Source organism: Segatella copri, assembly GCF_024330485.1.
Lineage (GTDB): Bacteria > Bacteroidota > Bacteroidia > Bacteroidales > Bacteroidaceae > Prevotella > Prevotella copri_L.
The window spans coordinates 61,604-79,304 of the sequence record NZ_JANDWX010000009.1; the positions used below are offsets into that span (position 1 = coordinate 61,604).

At 48.3% G+C, this 17,701-nt stretch carries 16 protein-coding genes and 1 tRNA gene; 12 read left to right on the forward strand and 5 right to left on the reverse strand.

All coding sequences use genetic code 11. The features are described from left to right. The first annotated feature begins 37 nt into the window (after positions 1-37). From NNC77_RS07135 to NNC77_RS07145, 3 genes are read left to right on the forward strand one after another with little or no spacing between them, the layout of a single operon-like run. On the forward strand, positions 38-5,608 hold the full coding sequence (locus NNC77_RS07135; RefSeq protein ID WP_254970622.1) for an alpha-2-macroglobulin family protein: 5,571 nt from the start codon (positions 38-40) through the stop codon (positions 5,606-5,608). Between the two features lie 41 nt (positions 5,609-5,649). After that, positions 5,650-6,714, forward strand: a complete 1,065-nt coding sequence (locus tag NNC77_RS07140; protein WP_254970624.1) for a DUF1573 domain-containing protein — start codon at positions 5,650-5,652, stop codon at positions 6,712-6,714. 13 nt (positions 6,715-6,727) lie between these two features. Next, entirely contained in the window at positions 6,728-7,615 is an 888-nt protein-coding gene (locus tag NNC77_RS07145; RefSeq protein WP_254970652.1) for a 4-hydroxy-3-methylbut-2-enyl diphosphate reductase, read from the forward strand. Positions 7,616-7,889: 274 nt separating this feature from the next. Here NNC77_RS07145 and NNC77_RS07150 read toward each other — a convergent pair whose 3' ends face one another. Genes NNC77_RS07150 through porQ form a run of 3 tightly spaced genes read right to left on the reverse strand, consistent with a single transcriptional unit; the run spans position 7,890 to position 9,701 of the window. Continuing rightward, positions 7,890-8,063, reverse strand: coding sequence for a hypothetical protein (locus NNC77_RS07150; RefSeq protein WP_254986867.1), 174 nt, complete (start codon positions 8,061-8,063; stop codon positions 7,890-7,892). Continuing rightward, complete coding sequence (gene cmk / locus NNC77_RS07155) at positions 8,024-8,716, reverse strand: (d)CMP kinase (protein WP_118063612.1); 693 nt, start codon at positions 8,714-8,716, stop codon at positions 8,024-8,026. The genes NNC77_RS07150 and cmk overlap by 40 nt, the downstream gene beginning before the upstream one ends. A 37-nt stretch (positions 8,717-8,753) precedes the next feature. Continuing rightward, positions 8,754-9,701 (reverse strand): type IX secretion system protein PorQ, encoded by a 948-nt coding sequence (gene porQ / locus NNC77_RS07160; protein WP_254970626.1) that lies wholly within the window; start codon positions 9,699-9,701, stop codon positions 8,754-8,756. 102 nt (positions 9,702-9,803) lie between these two features. Between porQ and NNC77_RS07165 the strand changes: the two genes are divergently transcribed. From NNC77_RS07165 to NNC77_RS07205, 9 genes are all read left to right on the forward strand, one after another. After that, complete coding sequence (locus NNC77_RS07165; protein WP_254970628.1) at positions 9,804-10,529, forward strand: energy transducer TonB; 726 nt, start codon at positions 9,804-9,806, stop codon at positions 10,527-10,529. Positions 10,530-10,569: 40 nt separating this feature from the next. Next, the gene (locus NNC77_RS07170; protein ID WP_254970629.1) at positions 10,570-11,544 is read left to right on the forward strand and encodes a polyprenyl synthetase family protein; all 975 of its coding nucleotides are present in this window, start codon (positions 10,570-10,572) and stop codon (positions 11,542-11,544) included. 39 nt (positions 11,545-11,583) lie between these two features. Next, positions 11,584-12,450 (forward strand): TatD family hydrolase, encoded by an 867-nt coding sequence (locus NNC77_RS07175; RefSeq protein ID WP_254970630.1) that lies wholly within the window; start codon positions 11,584-11,586, stop codon positions 12,448-12,450. A gap of 140 nt (positions 12,451-12,590) precedes the next feature. Then, positions 12,591-12,678, forward strand: a tRNA-Ser gene (locus NNC77_RS07180). A 74-nt stretch (positions 12,679-12,752) separates the two neighbouring features. After that, the gene (locus tag NNC77_RS07185) at positions 12,753-13,415 is read left to right on the forward strand and encodes a MotA/TolQ/ExbB proton channel family protein (RefSeq protein ID WP_006847787.1); all 663 of its coding nucleotides are present in this window, start codon (positions 12,753-12,755) and stop codon (positions 13,413-13,415) included. Between the two features lie 12 nt (positions 13,416-13,427). After that, positions 13,428-13,940 carry a hypothetical protein gene (locus NNC77_RS07190; protein WP_006847786.1) on the forward strand — a complete coding sequence of 171 codons (513 nt, stop codon included), beginning with the start codon at positions 13,428-13,430 and terminating at the stop codon, positions 13,938-13,940. Between the two features lie 43 nt (positions 13,941-13,983). After that, positions 13,984-14,601: an ExbD/TolR family protein gene (locus NNC77_RS07195; protein WP_153081942.1), complete on the forward strand. Its 618-nt coding sequence runs from the start codon at positions 13,984-13,986 to the stop codon at positions 14,599-14,601. Further along, positions 14,598-15,062: an ExbD/TolR family protein gene (locus tag NNC77_RS07200; RefSeq protein WP_117694272.1), complete on the forward strand. Its 465-nt coding sequence runs from the start codon at positions 14,598-14,600 to the stop codon at positions 15,060-15,062. The genes NNC77_RS07195 and NNC77_RS07200 overlap by 4 nt, the downstream gene beginning before the upstream one ends. An 81-nt stretch (positions 15,063-15,143) precedes the next feature. Beyond that, a complete protein-coding gene (locus NNC77_RS07205) occupies positions 15,144-15,662 on the forward strand; it encodes an Lrp/AsnC family transcriptional regulator (protein WP_118153592.1) in 519 nt (172 codons plus the stop codon). 37 nt (positions 15,663-15,699) lie between these two features. Here the strand turns inward: NNC77_RS07205 and NNC77_RS07210 are convergent, their stop codons facing one another. Then, positions 15,700-16,203: a dihydrofolate reductase gene (locus tag NNC77_RS07210; RefSeq protein WP_254970633.1), complete on the reverse strand. Its 504-nt coding sequence runs from the start codon at positions 16,201-16,203 to the stop codon at positions 15,700-15,702. A 44-nt stretch (positions 16,204-16,247) separates the two neighbouring features. Further along, complete coding sequence (locus tag NNC77_RS07215) at positions 16,248-17,672, reverse strand: RsmB/NOP family class I SAM-dependent RNA methyltransferase (protein ID WP_254970635.1); 1,425 nt, start codon at positions 17,670-17,672, stop codon at positions 16,248-16,250. Between the last annotated feature and the right edge of the window lie 29 nt (positions 17,673-17,701).

The window sequence follows — 17,701 nt, forward strand, 5'->3', positions numbered from 1 at the left end:
TTATCATCATTCTATTAACATTTTATACAGTTGGCTTATGAAAAGAAACATTTTATCACTTCTGATAGCCCTCTTTGCTACGATGCAGGTAGTGGCTCAGACATACGACAACTTGTGGAAGCAAGCTGAAATCATTGCTCAGAAGGACCAGCCTAAGAGCGAAATCGCGGTGATGAAGAAAATCATCGCCAAGGCTTCGGCTGCCAAAGATTACGGGCAGCTGCTGGCGGCTGAGACAAGACAGATGACACTCTGGAATGAAATTTCGACTGACTCGCTGACACCGAACGTGAAGCGGATGGAAGCCGAGCTGCAGAAGGTGAAGGATCCCGTGTTGAAGGCCGTGAGATATGCTGTGTTGGGCAAGGTGTATCGTGATAGTCCTTACGGGGAGGTGGATGAGGCTGCCTTGGACCCAAGTGATGATGTTTCTTTGGATCAAAGTGCTTCTTCTTCTCTGAGCCAGCGGGATGTGAACTTAAAGAAGAGCTGCGAGTTCTTCAAGAAAGCCCTGGAGCAGCCTGAACTCCTTGCCAAGCATACTTCCACTGAGTATGTACCATTGACGCTGAAGGGTGTGGATGGCAGTTCCTTCAACAACGATCTGCTGCATCTCATCGGTTTTGAGGCTGACAGCAAGGAGGCGTATCTGCAGCTGTACACCTATTATAATAAGGTGGGAAATCGGGGTGCGGCTTGTCTCTGTGCCTACAAACTCATCGAGAAATACCGCCAGGACGACGTGAGAGAGGTGAAGAAATCGAAGTATCTGCAGACCATCGACTCGCTCATCCAGGTTTATCAGGATATTCCGGAGGCAGGCGAACTTGCCGTGGAGCATTTCCGCTTCATGGAAGGTGCTACCGATGCCAAACCGCTGGATAAGCTCAACTATATCAACTATGCGCTGAGCCGCTGGGGGGGATGGTCGAGAATGAACGAATTGAGAAATGCGCAGAAGCGACTCACCGAACCGATGTTCCGGGTGAAGGATATGCCATTGGTGCTTCGTCCTTCAGAAAGGAAGTGGGTGCATCTGAACGTGCGCAATCTCCAGAACCTGAAGGTCAGCATTTCCCGCCTCAACATCACGGCAGATAACGATTACAATGTGCAGGATGAGGCTACCTATAAGATGCTTCTGAAAAAGACTACGAAGCTGCATCAGAAGGATTTCAGCAGGAACTACTATGGTCGTCCGAATTACGAAGAGGTGAAGGATTCCATCGAAATCGGTGGCAATCTGCCGCTGGGTGCCTATCTGATGGAGGTGACTTCGGATAATACCGGCATCGCTCCGCAGCGAGAACTCTTCTATGTCAGCAATCTGGCGGTGATGATCCAGCAGTTGCCGGATGATAAACATCGCTATGTGGTGGTGAATGCTACAGACGGACAGCCTATTGCTGGGGCGAAGATAGAACTCTATGAAAAGGATTATGATGTGAAGATGGGCAAGCGCAAGCGACTGGTTCATGCCCGATTGACGACCGATGAGAACGGAGAGGCTTATTTCAAGAACGTGGATGGAAATGTCTTGATTTCCACCAATAGCGACAAGTTTACGCCTGCCAGATACATCTTTCTCAGCCGTGACCGCTATTATGAGAAGAAGGATAATGAAGACAAATATCAGGTTTATACCGACCGTGCTATCTACCGTCCGGGACAGAAGGTGCATGTCACAGCCATTTCCTACATCGTGAAGAAGGGCTTGGATGCCAGTGTGCTGGGCAAGAGCAAGGAACTGAAGTTTGTCCTGAGTGACGCCAACTGGAAGCTGGTGGCTGAGCAGAAGGCTACGACCGATGATTATGGTACGGCTTCGGTAGATTTCGAACTCCCGAAGGAGGGAAAGACAGGACAGTATTCCATCTCCGTGAATGGTACAGCAAGCGAATATTTCAGAGTTGAGGAATACAAGCGTCCAACCTTCGAGATTACCTTCCCGAAGGTGAACGAGAAATATACCTGGGGCGATACCGTGGTGGTGAAAGCTTCAGCCAAGACCTATGCCGGTGTGCCTGTGCAGGGTGCCAAGGTGGAGTATCAGGTGACCCGCAGAAACCAACTCTGGTGGTGGGGCGCAGGATCAGCCGGACAGTTGGTAAAGACAGACAGTTGCGTGACTCGTGAGGACGGAACCTTCGACGTAGAGATTCCGCTGGAGGCTTCCTTGTCAGGAAAAGACGAGGCTGATATGAGCGATTTCATGCGCCAAGCCCGTTTCTTCAACTTCGAGGTCTCAGCCATCGTTACCGACATCAGCGGCGAAAGCCACGAGGGCGTGATGAGTCTGCCTCTGGGCACCAAGCCAACCATCCTCACGGTGAATCTTCCTAAGCGTATCGAAACAGACAGTCTGAAGACGGTGACCTTCGCTTACCGCAATGCCAGTGGAATGCCGATTTCTTGTAGGTTGAAATATCGAATTGATAAGGGCGAATGGAAGGATGCCGAGGCGAATGTACCGGTTTCTATCAAGGAATATGCTTCCTCTGCCTCTTCTTCCCTTGTTTGGAAATCTGGCGTTCATCAGCTGGAGGCAATCTGCGGACAGGATACCCTGCAGCAGAAGTTCACCCTTTTCAGCATGAAGGATACCCATCCGGTGGAGCCAACCACCGAATGGTATTATCAGACGGCGAAGACCTTCCCTCGTGATGGCAAGCCGGTCTATATCCAGGTGGGCTCTTCGGAGAACGGAGCGCACATCGTATATTCCATCATCGCCGGCAACAAACTGCTGGAGAAGGGCGCCTGGGAGTTGGGCGACAGCATCGTGACTCTGCCTTTCACCTACAAGGAGGAATATGCGTCGGGCATCGTACTGAACTATAGTTTCGTGAAGCAAGGCAAGTGCTATACCCGAATGATGAGCATCGCCCGTCCTTTGCCTGAGAAGAAACTGAACATCGCCTGGAAGACCTTCCGCAACCGTCTGACCCCTGGACAGAAGGAGGAGTGGACGCTGAAGATTACCACCCCTGATGGCAAGCCAGCCAAGGCGCAGCTGATGAGCGTACTCTATGACAAGTCGCTCGACCAGATAGCCCCGCATTTCTGGAATTTCTCCCTGGGCTTCTATCAGAGTTTGCCAAACTGCTACTGGAAGCACAACCTCAGTTTCCGTTCATTTTACTTGAATGGCGTTTATCCTACCAAGTATTATGACGAGAAGGGACTGGATGTGGATAAGTTTGATGGCAAATTCTTTAGCTATTATGCTTATATGCAAGCGGTGGAGCTGAGCAAGTTGGAACGTTCTTTGGGCGGAACCGTAGAGTCTGTTCGTATAAAGAAAGACGAGCTGGTTCAGGAAGAAGGGAGAGGCATCAGGATTCGCGGCTCTAAAATGACCCGTGTCGGAGCGGCTGCTCCATCTGCCAACAAGGTTTTTGATGTAGTAGAGGAGATGCCGCAGTTTGCCGGTGGTTCTGGCTCAGATGCAGGACAGTTCCTCGACAAGGTGCAGGTGCGCGAGAACCTGAACGAGACCGCCTTCTTCTATCCTGCCTTGGAGAGCGACAACAATGGCAACGTAGCCATCAGATTTACCCTGCCGGAGAGCGTGACTACCTGGAAGTTCATGGGCTTGGCTCATGACAAGGAGATGCGCAATGGTTTGCTGGTGGATGAGGCTGTGGCTCAGAAAACCGTGATGGTGCAGCCAAACATGCCTCGCTTCCTGCGTGAGGGCGATAAGAGCACCATCGTGGTGAAACTCTTCAATACTTCCGACAAGAAAGTGAGCGGCAACGCCCGTATGCAGATTCTCGACCCGGAGACCAACAAGGTGGTTTGGCAGAAGACGCAGAACTACAGCATCGTTGCCGAGGGCTCTGCTACCATCTCCTTTGATGTCCAGGGACTGAAAGAAGGCGTATATATTAATAAGGTGGTGGCTGCCGGTAATGGCTACAGCGATGGTGAACAGCACTATCTGCCGGTTTTGAGCAACCGTGAACTCGTGGTGAACACCCTGCCTATCACCCTGCATCAGAAGGGTGAGCAGAACTTCGACCTGAGCAAACTCTTCCTGAACAAGGAGGGCAAACAGGCGAAGGGCGCTGAAGAGGCAAAGGTAACCATCGAGTACACCAATAACCCAAGTTGGCTGATGGTGAAGGCGCTGCCAGCTATCAGTAATCCGGATGAGGAGAACGCCATCTCGTTGATGTCTGCCATCTACGCCAATACCATTACCACCCATATCCAGAAGACTCTCTCTTTGGATAATCATTCTCAGAAGACTCTCTCTCAGGAGAGCATCCGTCTGCAGAATCAGGTGGAGAAACTGAAGAAGTTGCAGAACGCTGACGGTTCCTTCTCATGGTGGAAGGGCATGAAGGGCAGCCGGTATATGACTACGTCGGTAGCCGAAATGATGGTTCGATTGAATGCCATCGCAGGTGTGCAGAAATCAACCGCCCGGATGCTGACTTCGGCTCTGAACTATCTCTCTCTGCAGACAGCTCGGGAAGTAAGAGAAATGAAGAAGCAGGAGGAGAAAAAGCAGAAGGTGAGTCCTAGCGAACAGGCGCTGCATTATCTCTACATCCTTTCGATGGATGGCAGAAAGATGAAGCAGAATCTGGAGCAGGATAAAGCTTATCTTTTGGACAAGATGTCGAAGATGACGGGTGATTTCTCCATCTATGGCAAGGCGCGTGCTGCCGTGGTTCTCGCCAGAAACAGCAAGCAGAATGCTGCTTACCGCGAGAAGGCTGGCGAATATCTGCAGAGCGTGAACGAATATGCCGTTTACCGCGAGGAGATGGGTCGCTACTACGATACCCGCAAGGCACTCTACAGCTGGAGAAACTATAAGATACCAACCCAGGTATCTGTGATAGAGGCGATGCAGATGCTGAAACCGAACGACAAGCAGACCATTGAGGAACTGCAGCGCTGGCTCCTGATGTCGAAACGCACACAGGTTTGGGATACGCCGGTGAATACCGTGGATGCTGTCTACGCCTTTATGAAGGGCAATGAGAGCAACTGGAACAGGAAGGCTGAGAATGCCGTGCTGAAACTGGACGGAAAGCTGCTGCCGATGCCGCAGGATTCCACTACTTTGGGCTATGTGAAGACCGAAAAGACGGGCAAGGCATCTAAGCTGAGCATCCAGAAGAAGAGCGATTATACCAGCTGGGGAGCCGTCTATGCAGAGTTTAAGCAGCCTATCAGCGAAATCGGTTCCATGGAGTCGGGCATCAAGGTGCGCCGTGTCATCGTTCCTGCCGAATCTGAGGGTAAGGGCAAGGCGCAGGCGAAGGTAGGCGAGAAGGTGAAGGTAACGCTCCTCATCACCGCCGACCGCGACTATGACTTCGTGCAGATTACGGATAAGCGTGCGGCATGTCTGGAGCCGGTCAACCAGTTGAGCGGTTATCAGTGGGGCATAGGCTGCTATGTTTCTCCAAGAGATCATGCAACAAATTTCTATTTCGATCGTTTATCTAAAGGTAAGCACATCGTAGAAATGGAGTATTACGTGGATAGAAAGGGCGACTATCAGAGCGGAACTTGCACCGCTGAGTGTACCTACAGTCCGGAGTTTGGTGGCCGCACAGAGACTTATGAATTGAAAGTTAATAATTGATAGTTAAAAGTTTATAGATTGATAATTTAAAATAGAATAGTATGAAACGGATGAATATATGGATGCTCTCAGCGCTGTTGGCGCTGCCTGCATCAGCACAGAAGATTACAACCCAGCACGAGGTGGTAGACTGCGGACAGGTGGTGTTCAACAAGCCTGTAACTGCCGAATTCATGCTGAAGAATGACGGGCACAAGCCGTTGGTTATCAACAATGTATTGAAAAGCTGCGGCTGTACGGAGGTAGATTATCCGAAGACGAGCATTGCTGCCGGCGAAAGTTTCGTCATCAAGGCGGTATACGATGCCAAGCAGATGGGTACTTTCACCAAGCAGGTTTGCCTCTATACCAATGCGGGTGAAGACCCGTTCATCCTCTCTATGAGGGGAAAGGTAGTGGGCAGCGTAGTAGATTTCGCTGGTTCTTACGATGAGATGTTGGGTGTCATCAAGAGTGATGCCCAGGAGGTGGAGTTTGATGACGTGAACCGTGGCGACCGTCCGGTTCAGCGCATCCATATCTTCAATCCTACCGACGAATTACTGGAGCCGGTAGTGATGCATCTGCCACCCTATCTTCATGCTTTCGTATCGCCTTCCAAGGTAGCTCCGCGTCATTCTGCCGAAATCAGTTTCGTGCTGGATTCCAAGAAACTGCGCGACCTGGGCTTGAACCAGACATCGGTTTATCTCGGTGAGCGTCCTGGCGATAAGGTTGCGCCTGAAAAGGAAATCGTGGTATCAGCCGTTCTTCTTCCTGGTTTCGAGAACATGACTCCAGCCAAGAAGGCACTGGCTCCGAAGATAGAGATGTCTGCCACCGATCTCAATCTGGGTAGTTTCAATGGAAAGAAGAAGCTGAAGGGTGAGATTCTGATTACCAATAAGGGTAAGTCGGAACTGGATATCCGCAGCATGCAGATGTTTACGATGGGCTTGCAGGTGAACCTGAAGAAGAGTAAGATTCAGCCAGGAGAGACCGTTAAGATGAAGGTGACGGCTGTGGCTGCCGACTTGAAGAAATCGCGTGTCAGACACCCTCGTATCCTCATGATTACGAATGATCCTGACTATGCTAAGGTGGTGGTGAAGATTAATGTACAATGAATTAAAAACGAATATCGTGCAGATAGAAATAGATAACGGCAGTGGGTTCTGCTTTGGCGTAACCACTGCCATCAAGAAAGCTGAAGAGGAGTTGGCTAAGGGCGGTAAACTTTACTGCCTGGGCGATATTGTGCATAACGGTATGGAGGTGGAGCGCCTGCATGAAGCGGGACTCATCACGATAGACCATGAGCAGATGGAGGAACTGCAGGGCGTAAAGGTCTTGCTCCGTGCTCATGGTGAACCGCCTGAAACTTATGCCCTTGCCGAGCGAAACAACATCGAAATCATCGATGCTACCTGTCCTGTGGTGCTCCAGTTGCAGCGCCGCATCAAGAAGCAGTATGTCAACAATCCGGAGGCACAGATCGTGATTTTCGGCAAGAACGGCCATGCTGAGGTGCTCGGACTGGTGGGGCAGACGGAGAGTCATGCCATTGTGGTAGAGAAGTTTGAGGATGTGAAGCAGCTGAAGGAAACCGGTCAGCTGGATTTCTCTAAAGATATCTATCTTTACTCCCAGACCACCAAGAGTCTCGATGAGTTCCACCGCATCATCGAATACTGCCAGGAGCATATCGTAGAGGGCGCTACTTTCAAGAGTTTCGATACCATCTGCCGTCAGGTGGCTAACCGCATGCCTAACATCGCTGCCTTTGCCAGCAAGCATGATGTCATCCTCTTTGTGAGTGGCAGAAAGAGCTCGAACGGTAAGGTGCTTTTCAAGGAATGCAAGAGTGTGAATGCCAACAGCTACCAGATAGAAAGTGCCGACGAGATAGATATGAACTGGTTCAAGGATGTGGAAACGGTTGGTATCTGTGGCGCTACCAGTACGCCGAAGTGGCTGATGGAAGAGTGCAGGGAGAAGATTATCAAGGATAGTTCTGTTCTCTTATAGTGAGAGTTAAAGAGTTGATTATCAGTAACTTGATGTACTTGATACGGTGTTTCACCGTATATGGGTAGAGGATAGTTTTATCGTTGATTGGAAAGCTTAAAGTGCTGGGTATTAATTAGTTAACCCCCTTGCTACCGCGTTTTGCGGTAGCAAGGGGGTATCTTTTATAAACTGTCTGAAAATAAAACAGGTGATAAATCTTCTCCCGAAGACCTATCACCTTCAAAAAACAGTAATTAACTCAAAATTTATAATCTATATCATTACTACCTTGTTAATATGGTTGCAAAGATACTAAAAAATTTTTTTTTTCCAAATCTTTTTCATCGAATAAAATAAATTTATCGGTAAAAACATGATCTTTAACGTATTTTTGCATAAATAACCCAGCAGTCTCTTTTCTGTAGCTTATTCTGCTATTGCTTTTTGATATTGTTCCATCAGCCATGCCTTCTGTTCAGGAATGGTCATGTTGCTGTTGTCGAGCGTGATGGCATCATCAGCCTTCCTGAGTGGGGAAGTCTCGCGGTGGGTATCGATATAGTCGCGCTCCTCTACATTCTTCAGAATCGCATCGAAGTCGGCTGGCATTCCTTTCTCCTTCAGTTCATCGAAACGGCGCTGTGCTCTCACCTGTGAACTGGCTGTTACGAAAATCTTTAGTTCGGCATTAGGGAACACGGTGGTACCTATATCGCGACCATCCATCACGATGCCCTTGTCTTCTCCCATCTTCTGCTGCTGTTCTACCAGCGCCTCTCTGACGAAAGGAACGGCGGCAATCGGACTAACGTGGTTGGAAACCTCTAACGAACGGATTTCCTTTTCTACCAGTTCGCCGTTCAGATAGCAGTCAGGGCGACCGGTTGTTTCATTAAACTTGAATGAGATGCTGATGTTCTTCATCTCCTTCTGCAGTTCTTCAGTCTTTACGGCTCCATCTGCTTCGAAGAGCTGATGACGCAGCGCGTAGAGGGTTACCGAGCGGTACATGGCGCCCGTATCTACATAAACATAACCTATTTCCTTGGCAAGATCCTTTGCCATCGTACTCTTACCGCAAGAAGAGTATCCGTCTATTGCTATTGTTATTTTCTTCATAATTTCGAACTAACTTTAATGTATAATAATGTAGAATTTATAATCTGTAACTTACGTTCAGCATGAGGCTGTTGCTACTGACGTGATATTTGCCGTAGGCAACGTTCAGATGGAAGCGCTCCAGGTTGATACCGCCACCCACAGAGAAACCGGCTCCATGACTGCTTTCTTCATCTTCTGAGGTGCTGATTTTCATCTCGTTGGCTCTCCTGAAGTTGTAGCCGGCACCTATCCACAGGCTTTCTGAAAGCAGAATGTCGGCACCTACTACGGCATGATCACGAAGACTGCTGTCCCAATGGTTCAGGTTGACCAGTGTGGCTGATACCCTGAACGGTGCGTTGGCGAAGCGTTTCGTCACACCCAACTGCAGGTCGGTCGGCATCTTCTCATATTCATTGTCGTAAGCTTTCAGCTGTCCACCCAGATTCTTTGCCACGCAAGAAACCGACCATTCCGTTTCAGGGTCGTAATAGTTGATGCCCAGATCCACTCCCACAGCGATAGAATTGTAATCGCCAATATACGAAGTGATGAATTTGGCGGCAATACCACCCGCAAACTTTTCACCGAGCATATAAGAGAAGTAACCCGCAACGGCAATGTCCTTTGCCGAGAACTCACCCATCTGGATGTTGTTCTCATCCGTCTCTTTCATTTTGCCGTAGTCAACAAGCTGAGCCGAAACAGCCCACGAAGCCTTGTCGTTGACAATACGGTTGAAACTAGCCGAGGCAGTGTTCACCCCCGACATATAGTTCATATAATTGAGATTGACCGTCTTGTCGTTTACTGATGACAGGAGAGCCGGATTATGGAATATGAGTGCCTCATCATCTTCTATCAAGGTGATGTTGTCGCCACCCAGAGCAGCTGCATGAGCACTCACCGGCAAGCGAAGGAAATTATACCCCGTTTGGCTCTCTTGAGCATCAATAATTGTCGCAAAAAGCGTCAATATTGCGGAAATTACATATTTTTTCATTTAAATTTTCTAATTCTTTGGCAAAGATACTGCTTTTTTCAATAATAAGAAGTAATTTTGCAATGTTTTCGTAGGAAATAACGATTTTAAACGGTTTTTATTGTGGAAATTAAGAAATCAAATAGCGCACAACTGGAAGATAAGCGGGTTACATTTTTCCTGCTGGGGTTGCTGCTGGCTTTTACTTTCATCTTCGTAGGACTCCAATATCAGAGAGGTCCGCAGGGAGATGATGACTTGTCGGAATCGATGGAAGATCTTTCACAGGATCTGGAAATGTCGGCTCGTCCCGACCTGAAAGATATGGTGAGTGCAGAGGCTGCTTCGGCTCCTGCTTCTAAGTCAATTACCCAGGAAGTGAAGGCTGCCGAGCAACAGACTCAGAAGGCACCGCAGAAAATCAGTTCTACAACCAGCGAACTGGTTATCGGCGACGGCTCGGGTGTAGTGGATGGAGCAGAGGTGAAGGAAGCGGTTCCTGAAACTCCCATTGAGAATCCGGGAACTGAGGCTCCTATCAAACTGACCGTCGTGCAGAAGATACCGCAGTTTCCTGGTGGCTGGTCTGCCTTCATGCAGTGGCTTACCAAGAACCTGAAGTACCCTGTAGCTGCCCAGAAGAGTAGGATTCAGGGAACCGTAGTGGTATCCTTTATCGTAAACAAGGATGGAAGTGTTGCCAATATCAAGGTAAGCACTTCGGTAGATCCATTGCTCGACAACGAGGCTTTGAGGGTGATGAAGATGATGCCGAAGTGGAAACCGGGCATCGATAAAGGCAAGGTCTGTCGCACGATGATTGCCATCCCGGTAGTGTTCCAGTTATAAATTATTCATTGTAAATTATACATTATAAATATACATTATTATGAAGACAGCAGAAGAAATTTTAAGCATGGTAAATGAGTTTCTGGCTAATTTGCCTTACGAAAGAAAGCCAAAGTCTCTTTATGAGCCTATCAGATACGTACTTTCTATGGGTGGCAAGCGTATTCGTCCTACGCTCATGCTTCTGGGCTACAATCTTTTCAAGGACAATCCTGAGAAGATTCTGATGAATGCCGTTGCCCTGGAAACTTATCATAACTATACTTTGCTGCATGATGACCTGATGGACAATGCTGATTTGCGTCGCGGTCATGAAACGGTTCATAAGAAATGGGATGCCAATACGGCAATCCTTTCGGGCGACAGCATGCTCGTTCTGGCTTATGAACGTATGGCTCAATGTGATGAAAAGCATCTTGCCAAGGTGTTGAAACTCTTTACGACCACTGCCCTGGAAATTGGTGAAGGTCAGCAGTTTGATATGGAGTTTGAAAACCGCAACGATGTGAAGGAGGAGGAATATATCGAGATGATCCGCCTCAAGACCAGCGTTCTCCTGGCTTGTGCCCTGAAGATGGGTGCGATCCTTGCCGATGCTTCTGATGAGGATGCAGAGAACCTGTATAAGTTTGGCGAGCAGATAGGATTGGCGTTCCAGTTGCAGGATGATTACCTCGATGTTTACGGCGATACCAAGGTGTTCGGTAAGGAGATTGGTGGCGATATCACATCTAACAAGAAGACTTACATGCTCATCAATGCCTTCAACCATGCCAACGACGCTCAGCGTGCAGAACTGCAGAAGTGGGTTGATGCCGAGGAGTTCGACCGCAAGGAGAAGGTGGCTGCCGTTACCCGTCTTTACAACGAGATTGGTATCGACAAAATGGCGCAGGATAAGATTGCTTATTATTTCGAGCAGAGCAAGAAGTATCTGGATGCCGTGAATGTGTCTGCTGAGCGTAAGGAGGAATTGGCAAAGTATGCTCAGAAAATGATGAAGCGCCAGTACTAGTTGATAGTTAATAGTTTATAGTTGACAGTTGATAGGGCAATGTTCAAAGTAATAGATACACATACGCATTTCGATGCGGAGGAGTTTGATGAGGATAGGGCGGAGGCTTTCGCCCGTGCCAAGGAAGCGGGGGTAGGCAAGGTGTTCTTGCCTGCCATCGATGTGAAGACCACACACGCGGTCCTGGCATTGGCTAAGGAATATCCAGGCTATGCTTATCCGATGATTGGTCTGCATCCTGAAGAGGTAAAGGCTGACTGGAAGGAACAACTGGCTGAACTCCGGAAGATACTGGAGGAGCATCGCATGACCGGTAATGCCAATCCTGCAGACGAATCGGGTAATGCCAATCCTGCGGGTGGTTCTCCTCAGTTTTCTGACTTGATCGCTATCGGAGAGGTAGGACTTGATTATTACTGGAGCCGTGAGTTCGAAAACGAGCAGCTCGAGGCTTTCGAGGAACAGGTAAAATGGTCGGTAGAAACCCAGCTCCCGCTGATGATTCATTGCCGCAAGGCGCAGAACGAGATGGTGCATCTGCTCAGAAAGTATGAGAAGGAACTGCCGGGTGGCGTCTTCCATTGCTTTACGGGCAATCAGAAGGAGGCAGAAGAACTCCTCTCGTTCGATAAGTTTGTATTGGGCGTCGGTGGCGTATCTACTTTCAAGAGCAGCCATCTCAGAGAAGACCTCCCTGCCGTAGTTCCTCTGGATCGCATCGTGCTGGAGACCGACAGTCCGTATATGGCGCCTGTTCCTTATCGTGGCAAGCGTAACGAGAGTGCTTTCGTGGTAGAAGTGATGAAGACGCTCGCCAAGGCTTATGGCATAAGCGAAGAGGAGTTTGCCCGACAGACCAACCTCAATGCAGAGCGGGTTTTTCCGCTATCCGTATCGCAAGTATAGGACGTAAGCGTTCAAAACTCCTTAAATAAACATAAAAAAACAATGAAAGTTATGGTATTTCGGAGGAAAAGCAATAATTTTGCACTTCGAAATTGTTGCAGCAGCATGTTGCGGCGATTAAGAAGAGTTCTTCGGAATATGGAAAGGTGCTCGAGTGGCTGAAGAGGCACGCCTGGAAAGCGTGTAACCGGCAAAACCGGTTCGGGGGTTCGAATCCCCCTCTTTCCGCTTTTATATATATAATAAGGTATATGAAGAAAAATACAGCTATTGCACGTTTTGCAATATTGGTTTTCACATGGATGTGTTCTCTGCCTATGATGGCTCAAGAAGAGAACATGGGATTTCATCAAGCTCTTAAGACAAAGTTTATAGAGGGTAATGCGGGATTTATGTCTCTCGTTGCCATCGCCCTCATCGTGGGTATGGCTTTCTGTATCGAGCGTATCATCTATCTGAGTCTCTCTGAAATCAACGCCAAGAAGTTGATGCAGGATATCGACCAGAAGGTGTCGGCGGGAGATGTGGAAGGGGCTAAGACGCTCTGCCGGAATACCCGCGGACCGGTGGCTTCTATCTGCTATCAGGGCTTGATGCATATCAGCGAGAGTCTTGATGACATCGAGCGCTCGGTAAGCGGATATGGTACCGTTCAGGCGGCTAATCTGGAGAAGGGCTGCTCCTGGATCAAACTCTTTATCGCTATGGCGCCATCGCTCGGATTCCTCGGAACCGTGATCGGTATGGTCATGTCGTTCGACCAGATTCAGCAGGCGGGCGATATCAGTCCTACTATCGTTGCTTCGGGTATGAAAGTGGCGCTCATCACTACCATCTTCGGTATCATCGTAGCCCTCATCCTTCAGGTTTTCTATAACTACATCCTTTCTAAGGTGGAGCACCTGACAAGCCAGATGGAGGAGTCGGCGGTTACTTTAATGGATATTATTGCCAAGAATAAATAAACGAAGAGAGAAATGGTTAAATTTCAATTTTCAAAGCAGAAGACGAAGTCGGCCGAAAAGATATCGCAGCAGGTGTTCTATATCATGATAGGACTGGCGGTGCTGGTTTTCGGTCTGTTCTTTTTGGTAGGCTACGATTTGCCTTTCGAAGAGAACCCCGACTTTAATGCGCCTCTCTTTACCGATGTGCTCATCCTGCTGATGTGGCTCTTCCTGATAGGAGGTACAGGTCTGGCTGTCTTTTCCATGATCAGAGATTATCGCAGCAGCAAGTCGGAGGCTGTAGTGAATGGCATTCCCGTGCGTCGCATCTTCCGCATCACATGGATCGGAACTTTGGCAGTTTTGCTGCTTACCTTCTTTTTGGGCGGTTCTGCTCCGATGCTCATCAATGGCGAGAATTATGCCGACTGGCTCTGGCTCAAGCTTTCAGATATGTTTGTCATCACATCGCTTCTGATGCTGGTGGCAGGAATCGGTGCCGTCTGTTTCGGTGCCACACGTTATATTCGGAAGAAAAACTAAAGAGAGTGCTTTGGGCTCTCTATTCTATAAATAAGGATTAAATATGCTGATTAGAAGGAAGCAACACGAAACCCCGGGACTGAATACCACATCTACAGCCGACATCTCGTTCATGCTGTTGATATTCTTCCTTGTCACCACATCAATGGATGTGGATAAGGGACTGTTGCGCCAACTCCCTTCACCTGAACCGCAGAAGAAGGAACAGCAGCAGTCGGTGGTAGACAAGGCTAACCTCATGGAGCTGCGCCTGACGGCTGGCGATACGCTTTTGGTCAACGGTAAGCCGATGCAGGTGAGTCAGCTCAAGGAAGAAACTATCCGCTTTGTTCACCGCCTGGGCAAGAAACATCTCATCTCTATTGAGAGTGACCGCGATGCCGACTATAATCTCTATTTCCAGATGCAGAATCAGCTGATGGAAGCATATAGCCAGCTACGCAACGAAACAGCCCAGAAGAAATATCACAGGGATTATGCCCTCTTGAACAATGACCAGAAAGAACAAGTGCGCAACATCTGTCCGCAGCGCATCACAGAGTCGTATGCCAACGCAATGACTCATGCCGACCAGCGTGTTGATGCCAATGCTGAAGAAAAGCAAGGGGAAGAAAATTCGACAGAAACAGCTACTGAACAGCAGAAAGGAGGTAAACAATGATGAATTTTCATAAGAAATCGCATGAAGTGCCAGGGTTGAATACATCTTCTCTGCCAGACCTCATTTTCTCCGTACTGTTCTTCTTTATGATTGTTACCCACATGCGCCAGGTTACCTTGAAGGTAGACTGCCGTTTGCCACAAGGCAAGGAACTCACCCGCCTGACCAAGAAATCGGCGGTTAGCCATATTTATATAGGTAAGCCAACCAAAGAGATGCAGGCAAAGTATGGTACCGGTACCCAGATTCAGTTGAATGATAAGTTTGCTTCGGCTCCCGAAGTGATGGATTACATTTCGGCAGAAAAGAAGCGTATGTCGCCGGAAGACCAGAAACTGATGACCGTATCAATCAAAGCAGACCAGGAAACCAAGATGGGTGTGATAACCGACGTAAAGCAGGCTTTGCGCCAGGCAAAAGCACTAAAAATCAGTTATTCTGCCACAGAAAATGGAAAATAATATTAATTTATCATGTTTTTCTCTTAAAAAATTGCTTTTATTAATTTTTTGTATTATCTTTGCACGCAAATTATTAGTATTATGGCAAAACAAATTTTAGATTCATTAGATAGGCAGATTCTGAAGCTGATTTCTCAGGATGCCCGTATTCCATTTTTGGAAGTGGCACGCGCTTGCAATGTGAGCGGTGCTGCCATTCATCAGCGTGTAGCTAAACTTACAAATCTTGGTATCATCAAGGGTTCACAATTCATCATTGACCCAGAAAAGATAGGTTACGAAACTTGTGCTTATATGGGACTCTATCTGAAGGAGCCTGAGAAGTTTGACCAGGTTGTAGAGGAGTTGAAGAAGATTCCTGAGGTTGTAGAGTGTCACTATACTACAGGTGGTTTTGATATGTTTATCAAGATTTACGCGCTGAACAACCACCATCTCCTGGAAATCATCCATGATAAGTTGCAGCCACTGGGATTGTCTCGCAGCGAGACCATCATCTCTTTCAATGCATCTATCAACCGTCAGCTTTCTATGCAGGATCTCAAGAGTTTCAACGATGATGAAGAGGAAACTGATGAGGAGGCTGCAGCAGAGAAATAAGATATAAAAAGAAAAAAAGCAGTAGCTCCCTGCGGGATTACTGCTTTCTATAAAGGGTGAGGAATGTGAACGGTAAGCCGTTTTCATTCCTCATTTCTTTTTCTGTCACTTCCCATTCTGCCGGATTGATTTCCGGAAAGAAGGTATCGGCATGTTCAGGTTCCTTTTCAACGATTGTGAGATAAAGCTTGTCTGCAAAAGGCAAAGCCTGTTCATATATGCTGGCTCCTCCGATGATGAAACATTCATCTGAAGCTTCTTTGCTTCCAACCTCTTCTTTCCTTGCTGCCAGCGCTTCTTCCAGAGAGCTGTATACTTCGCACCCTGTTATCTGCTCTCTTGTCTTCGAGATAACAATATTGCGGCGGTTGGGCAAGGCTCCGTTCGGCAGCGACTCATATGTCTTTCTGCCCATGATGATCGTATGTCCGGTAGTGAGCATACGAAATCGGGTCATGTCCGATGGGATGGCGTAGAGCAACCGGTTCTTGTACCCGATAGCTCTATGCTTTTTTGATATACAGGCGATGATGCTGAGCATTTTTTATTTTAATGTTGAATGTTGAGTGTTGAATGTTGAATGATTCATTCTTGCTGTAAACTATTAACTATAAACAGCTCTCCCGTCCCGTGGCTGCTTTTGATTTTCCACTCCTGCGGATAGAGGTTGTTGGCACGGTTGCCAATGTTCTTTTCCCAGCCTATCGGAACCTGTCTGTAGGTTACCAGTACATAACCCTTAGGCGTATCGGCAGGCAGATTCACAGCCTCCTTGCGAAGGTAGCGGATGGCATCATCGTAGGATAACTCCACCTGTGGGAAGTGATCTTTGTTGAGCATCGTAGAGAGAGCGAGAGCCTGGTCGGGAATGAGACCCTTTCCCTTGTCTGTTCCCAGTTTCACACCTGCATGCAGCACCTTCAGGTTCTTCTCAGCCTGGTCGTAGATGTCTTTCCATCTGCCCGGAATGGCGTAAACCGTCTCGTTGCTCTCTGCAGGCATCCATTCCGTATCAGTCTTCAGCCAGCCGTCCGGAATCTCCGGTCCCTTTCCTTTAGCCACCTTCTTGTCTTTCTTCTTCTTATCCTTCCTGTTCTCCTTGGCTGAAGAACCTGCTTCCCATTCGCCCTCTTTCTTCAGAATCGCCATAAACAGACCTTCGCCTCGCGAAACGCCAGGAATGAACCGGTAAACAGGGAAGTCGCTGCCCGTGAGGTTGCGGGTGATGTTCCATGCATCTTCTACACCCTCCAGTGCCATCACTTCAGCGCCAAGTTCTTCGCATATCCAGTCCACGTTCTCCTCATCTTCGTGCGCATTGAAGGTGCAGGTAGAGTAAATCAGGATACCGCCTGGCTTCAGACAGTTCCAGATATCCGATACGATTTCGCGCTGCAGCTGCCAGCAGTTGTTCACATTTTGGGTACTCCATTCGCCGATAGCCCCTTCATCTTTGCGGAACATTCCTTCGCCGGAGCAGGGAACATCGGTAAGAATCACATCAAACTGCAATTTCGATTTCTTGTAATCGCGGGGATAGTTGTTGGTAACAATCATATCCGGATGACCGAACTTCTGTACGTTTTCGGCAAGAATCTGTGAGCGGGTGCGCATCGGTTCGTTGCTGAAGAGCAGACTCCCTTCCGGCAAGGCAGCCCTTACGGCAGTCGACTTTCCGCCAGGGGCAGCACAGAGATCCAGCATCATCACCGGTTCTTTTACGTACTGTCGGATAGCCATATCAACAAACATAGATGAGGCTTCCTGTACATAATATAAGCCGGCATGCAGCAGCGGATCGAAGGTGAATCCGGGACGGGTAGAGAGATAACGGCCGGTTTCCGGACACCAGGGAATCGGTTCGCCATCAGCATCCTTGCATTTAAAAGGATTGATGCGGATACTGGTTGGTGCCTCCTCTTCAAGGATAGCATGCTCCAGACGCTGATACAGCTTTTCGCCCATCAGTGCCTGCGTATATGTTCTGAAATCTTCAGGTAATGTCTTCATTCTGTCTCTTTTTCTTTAATTTGTTTGCA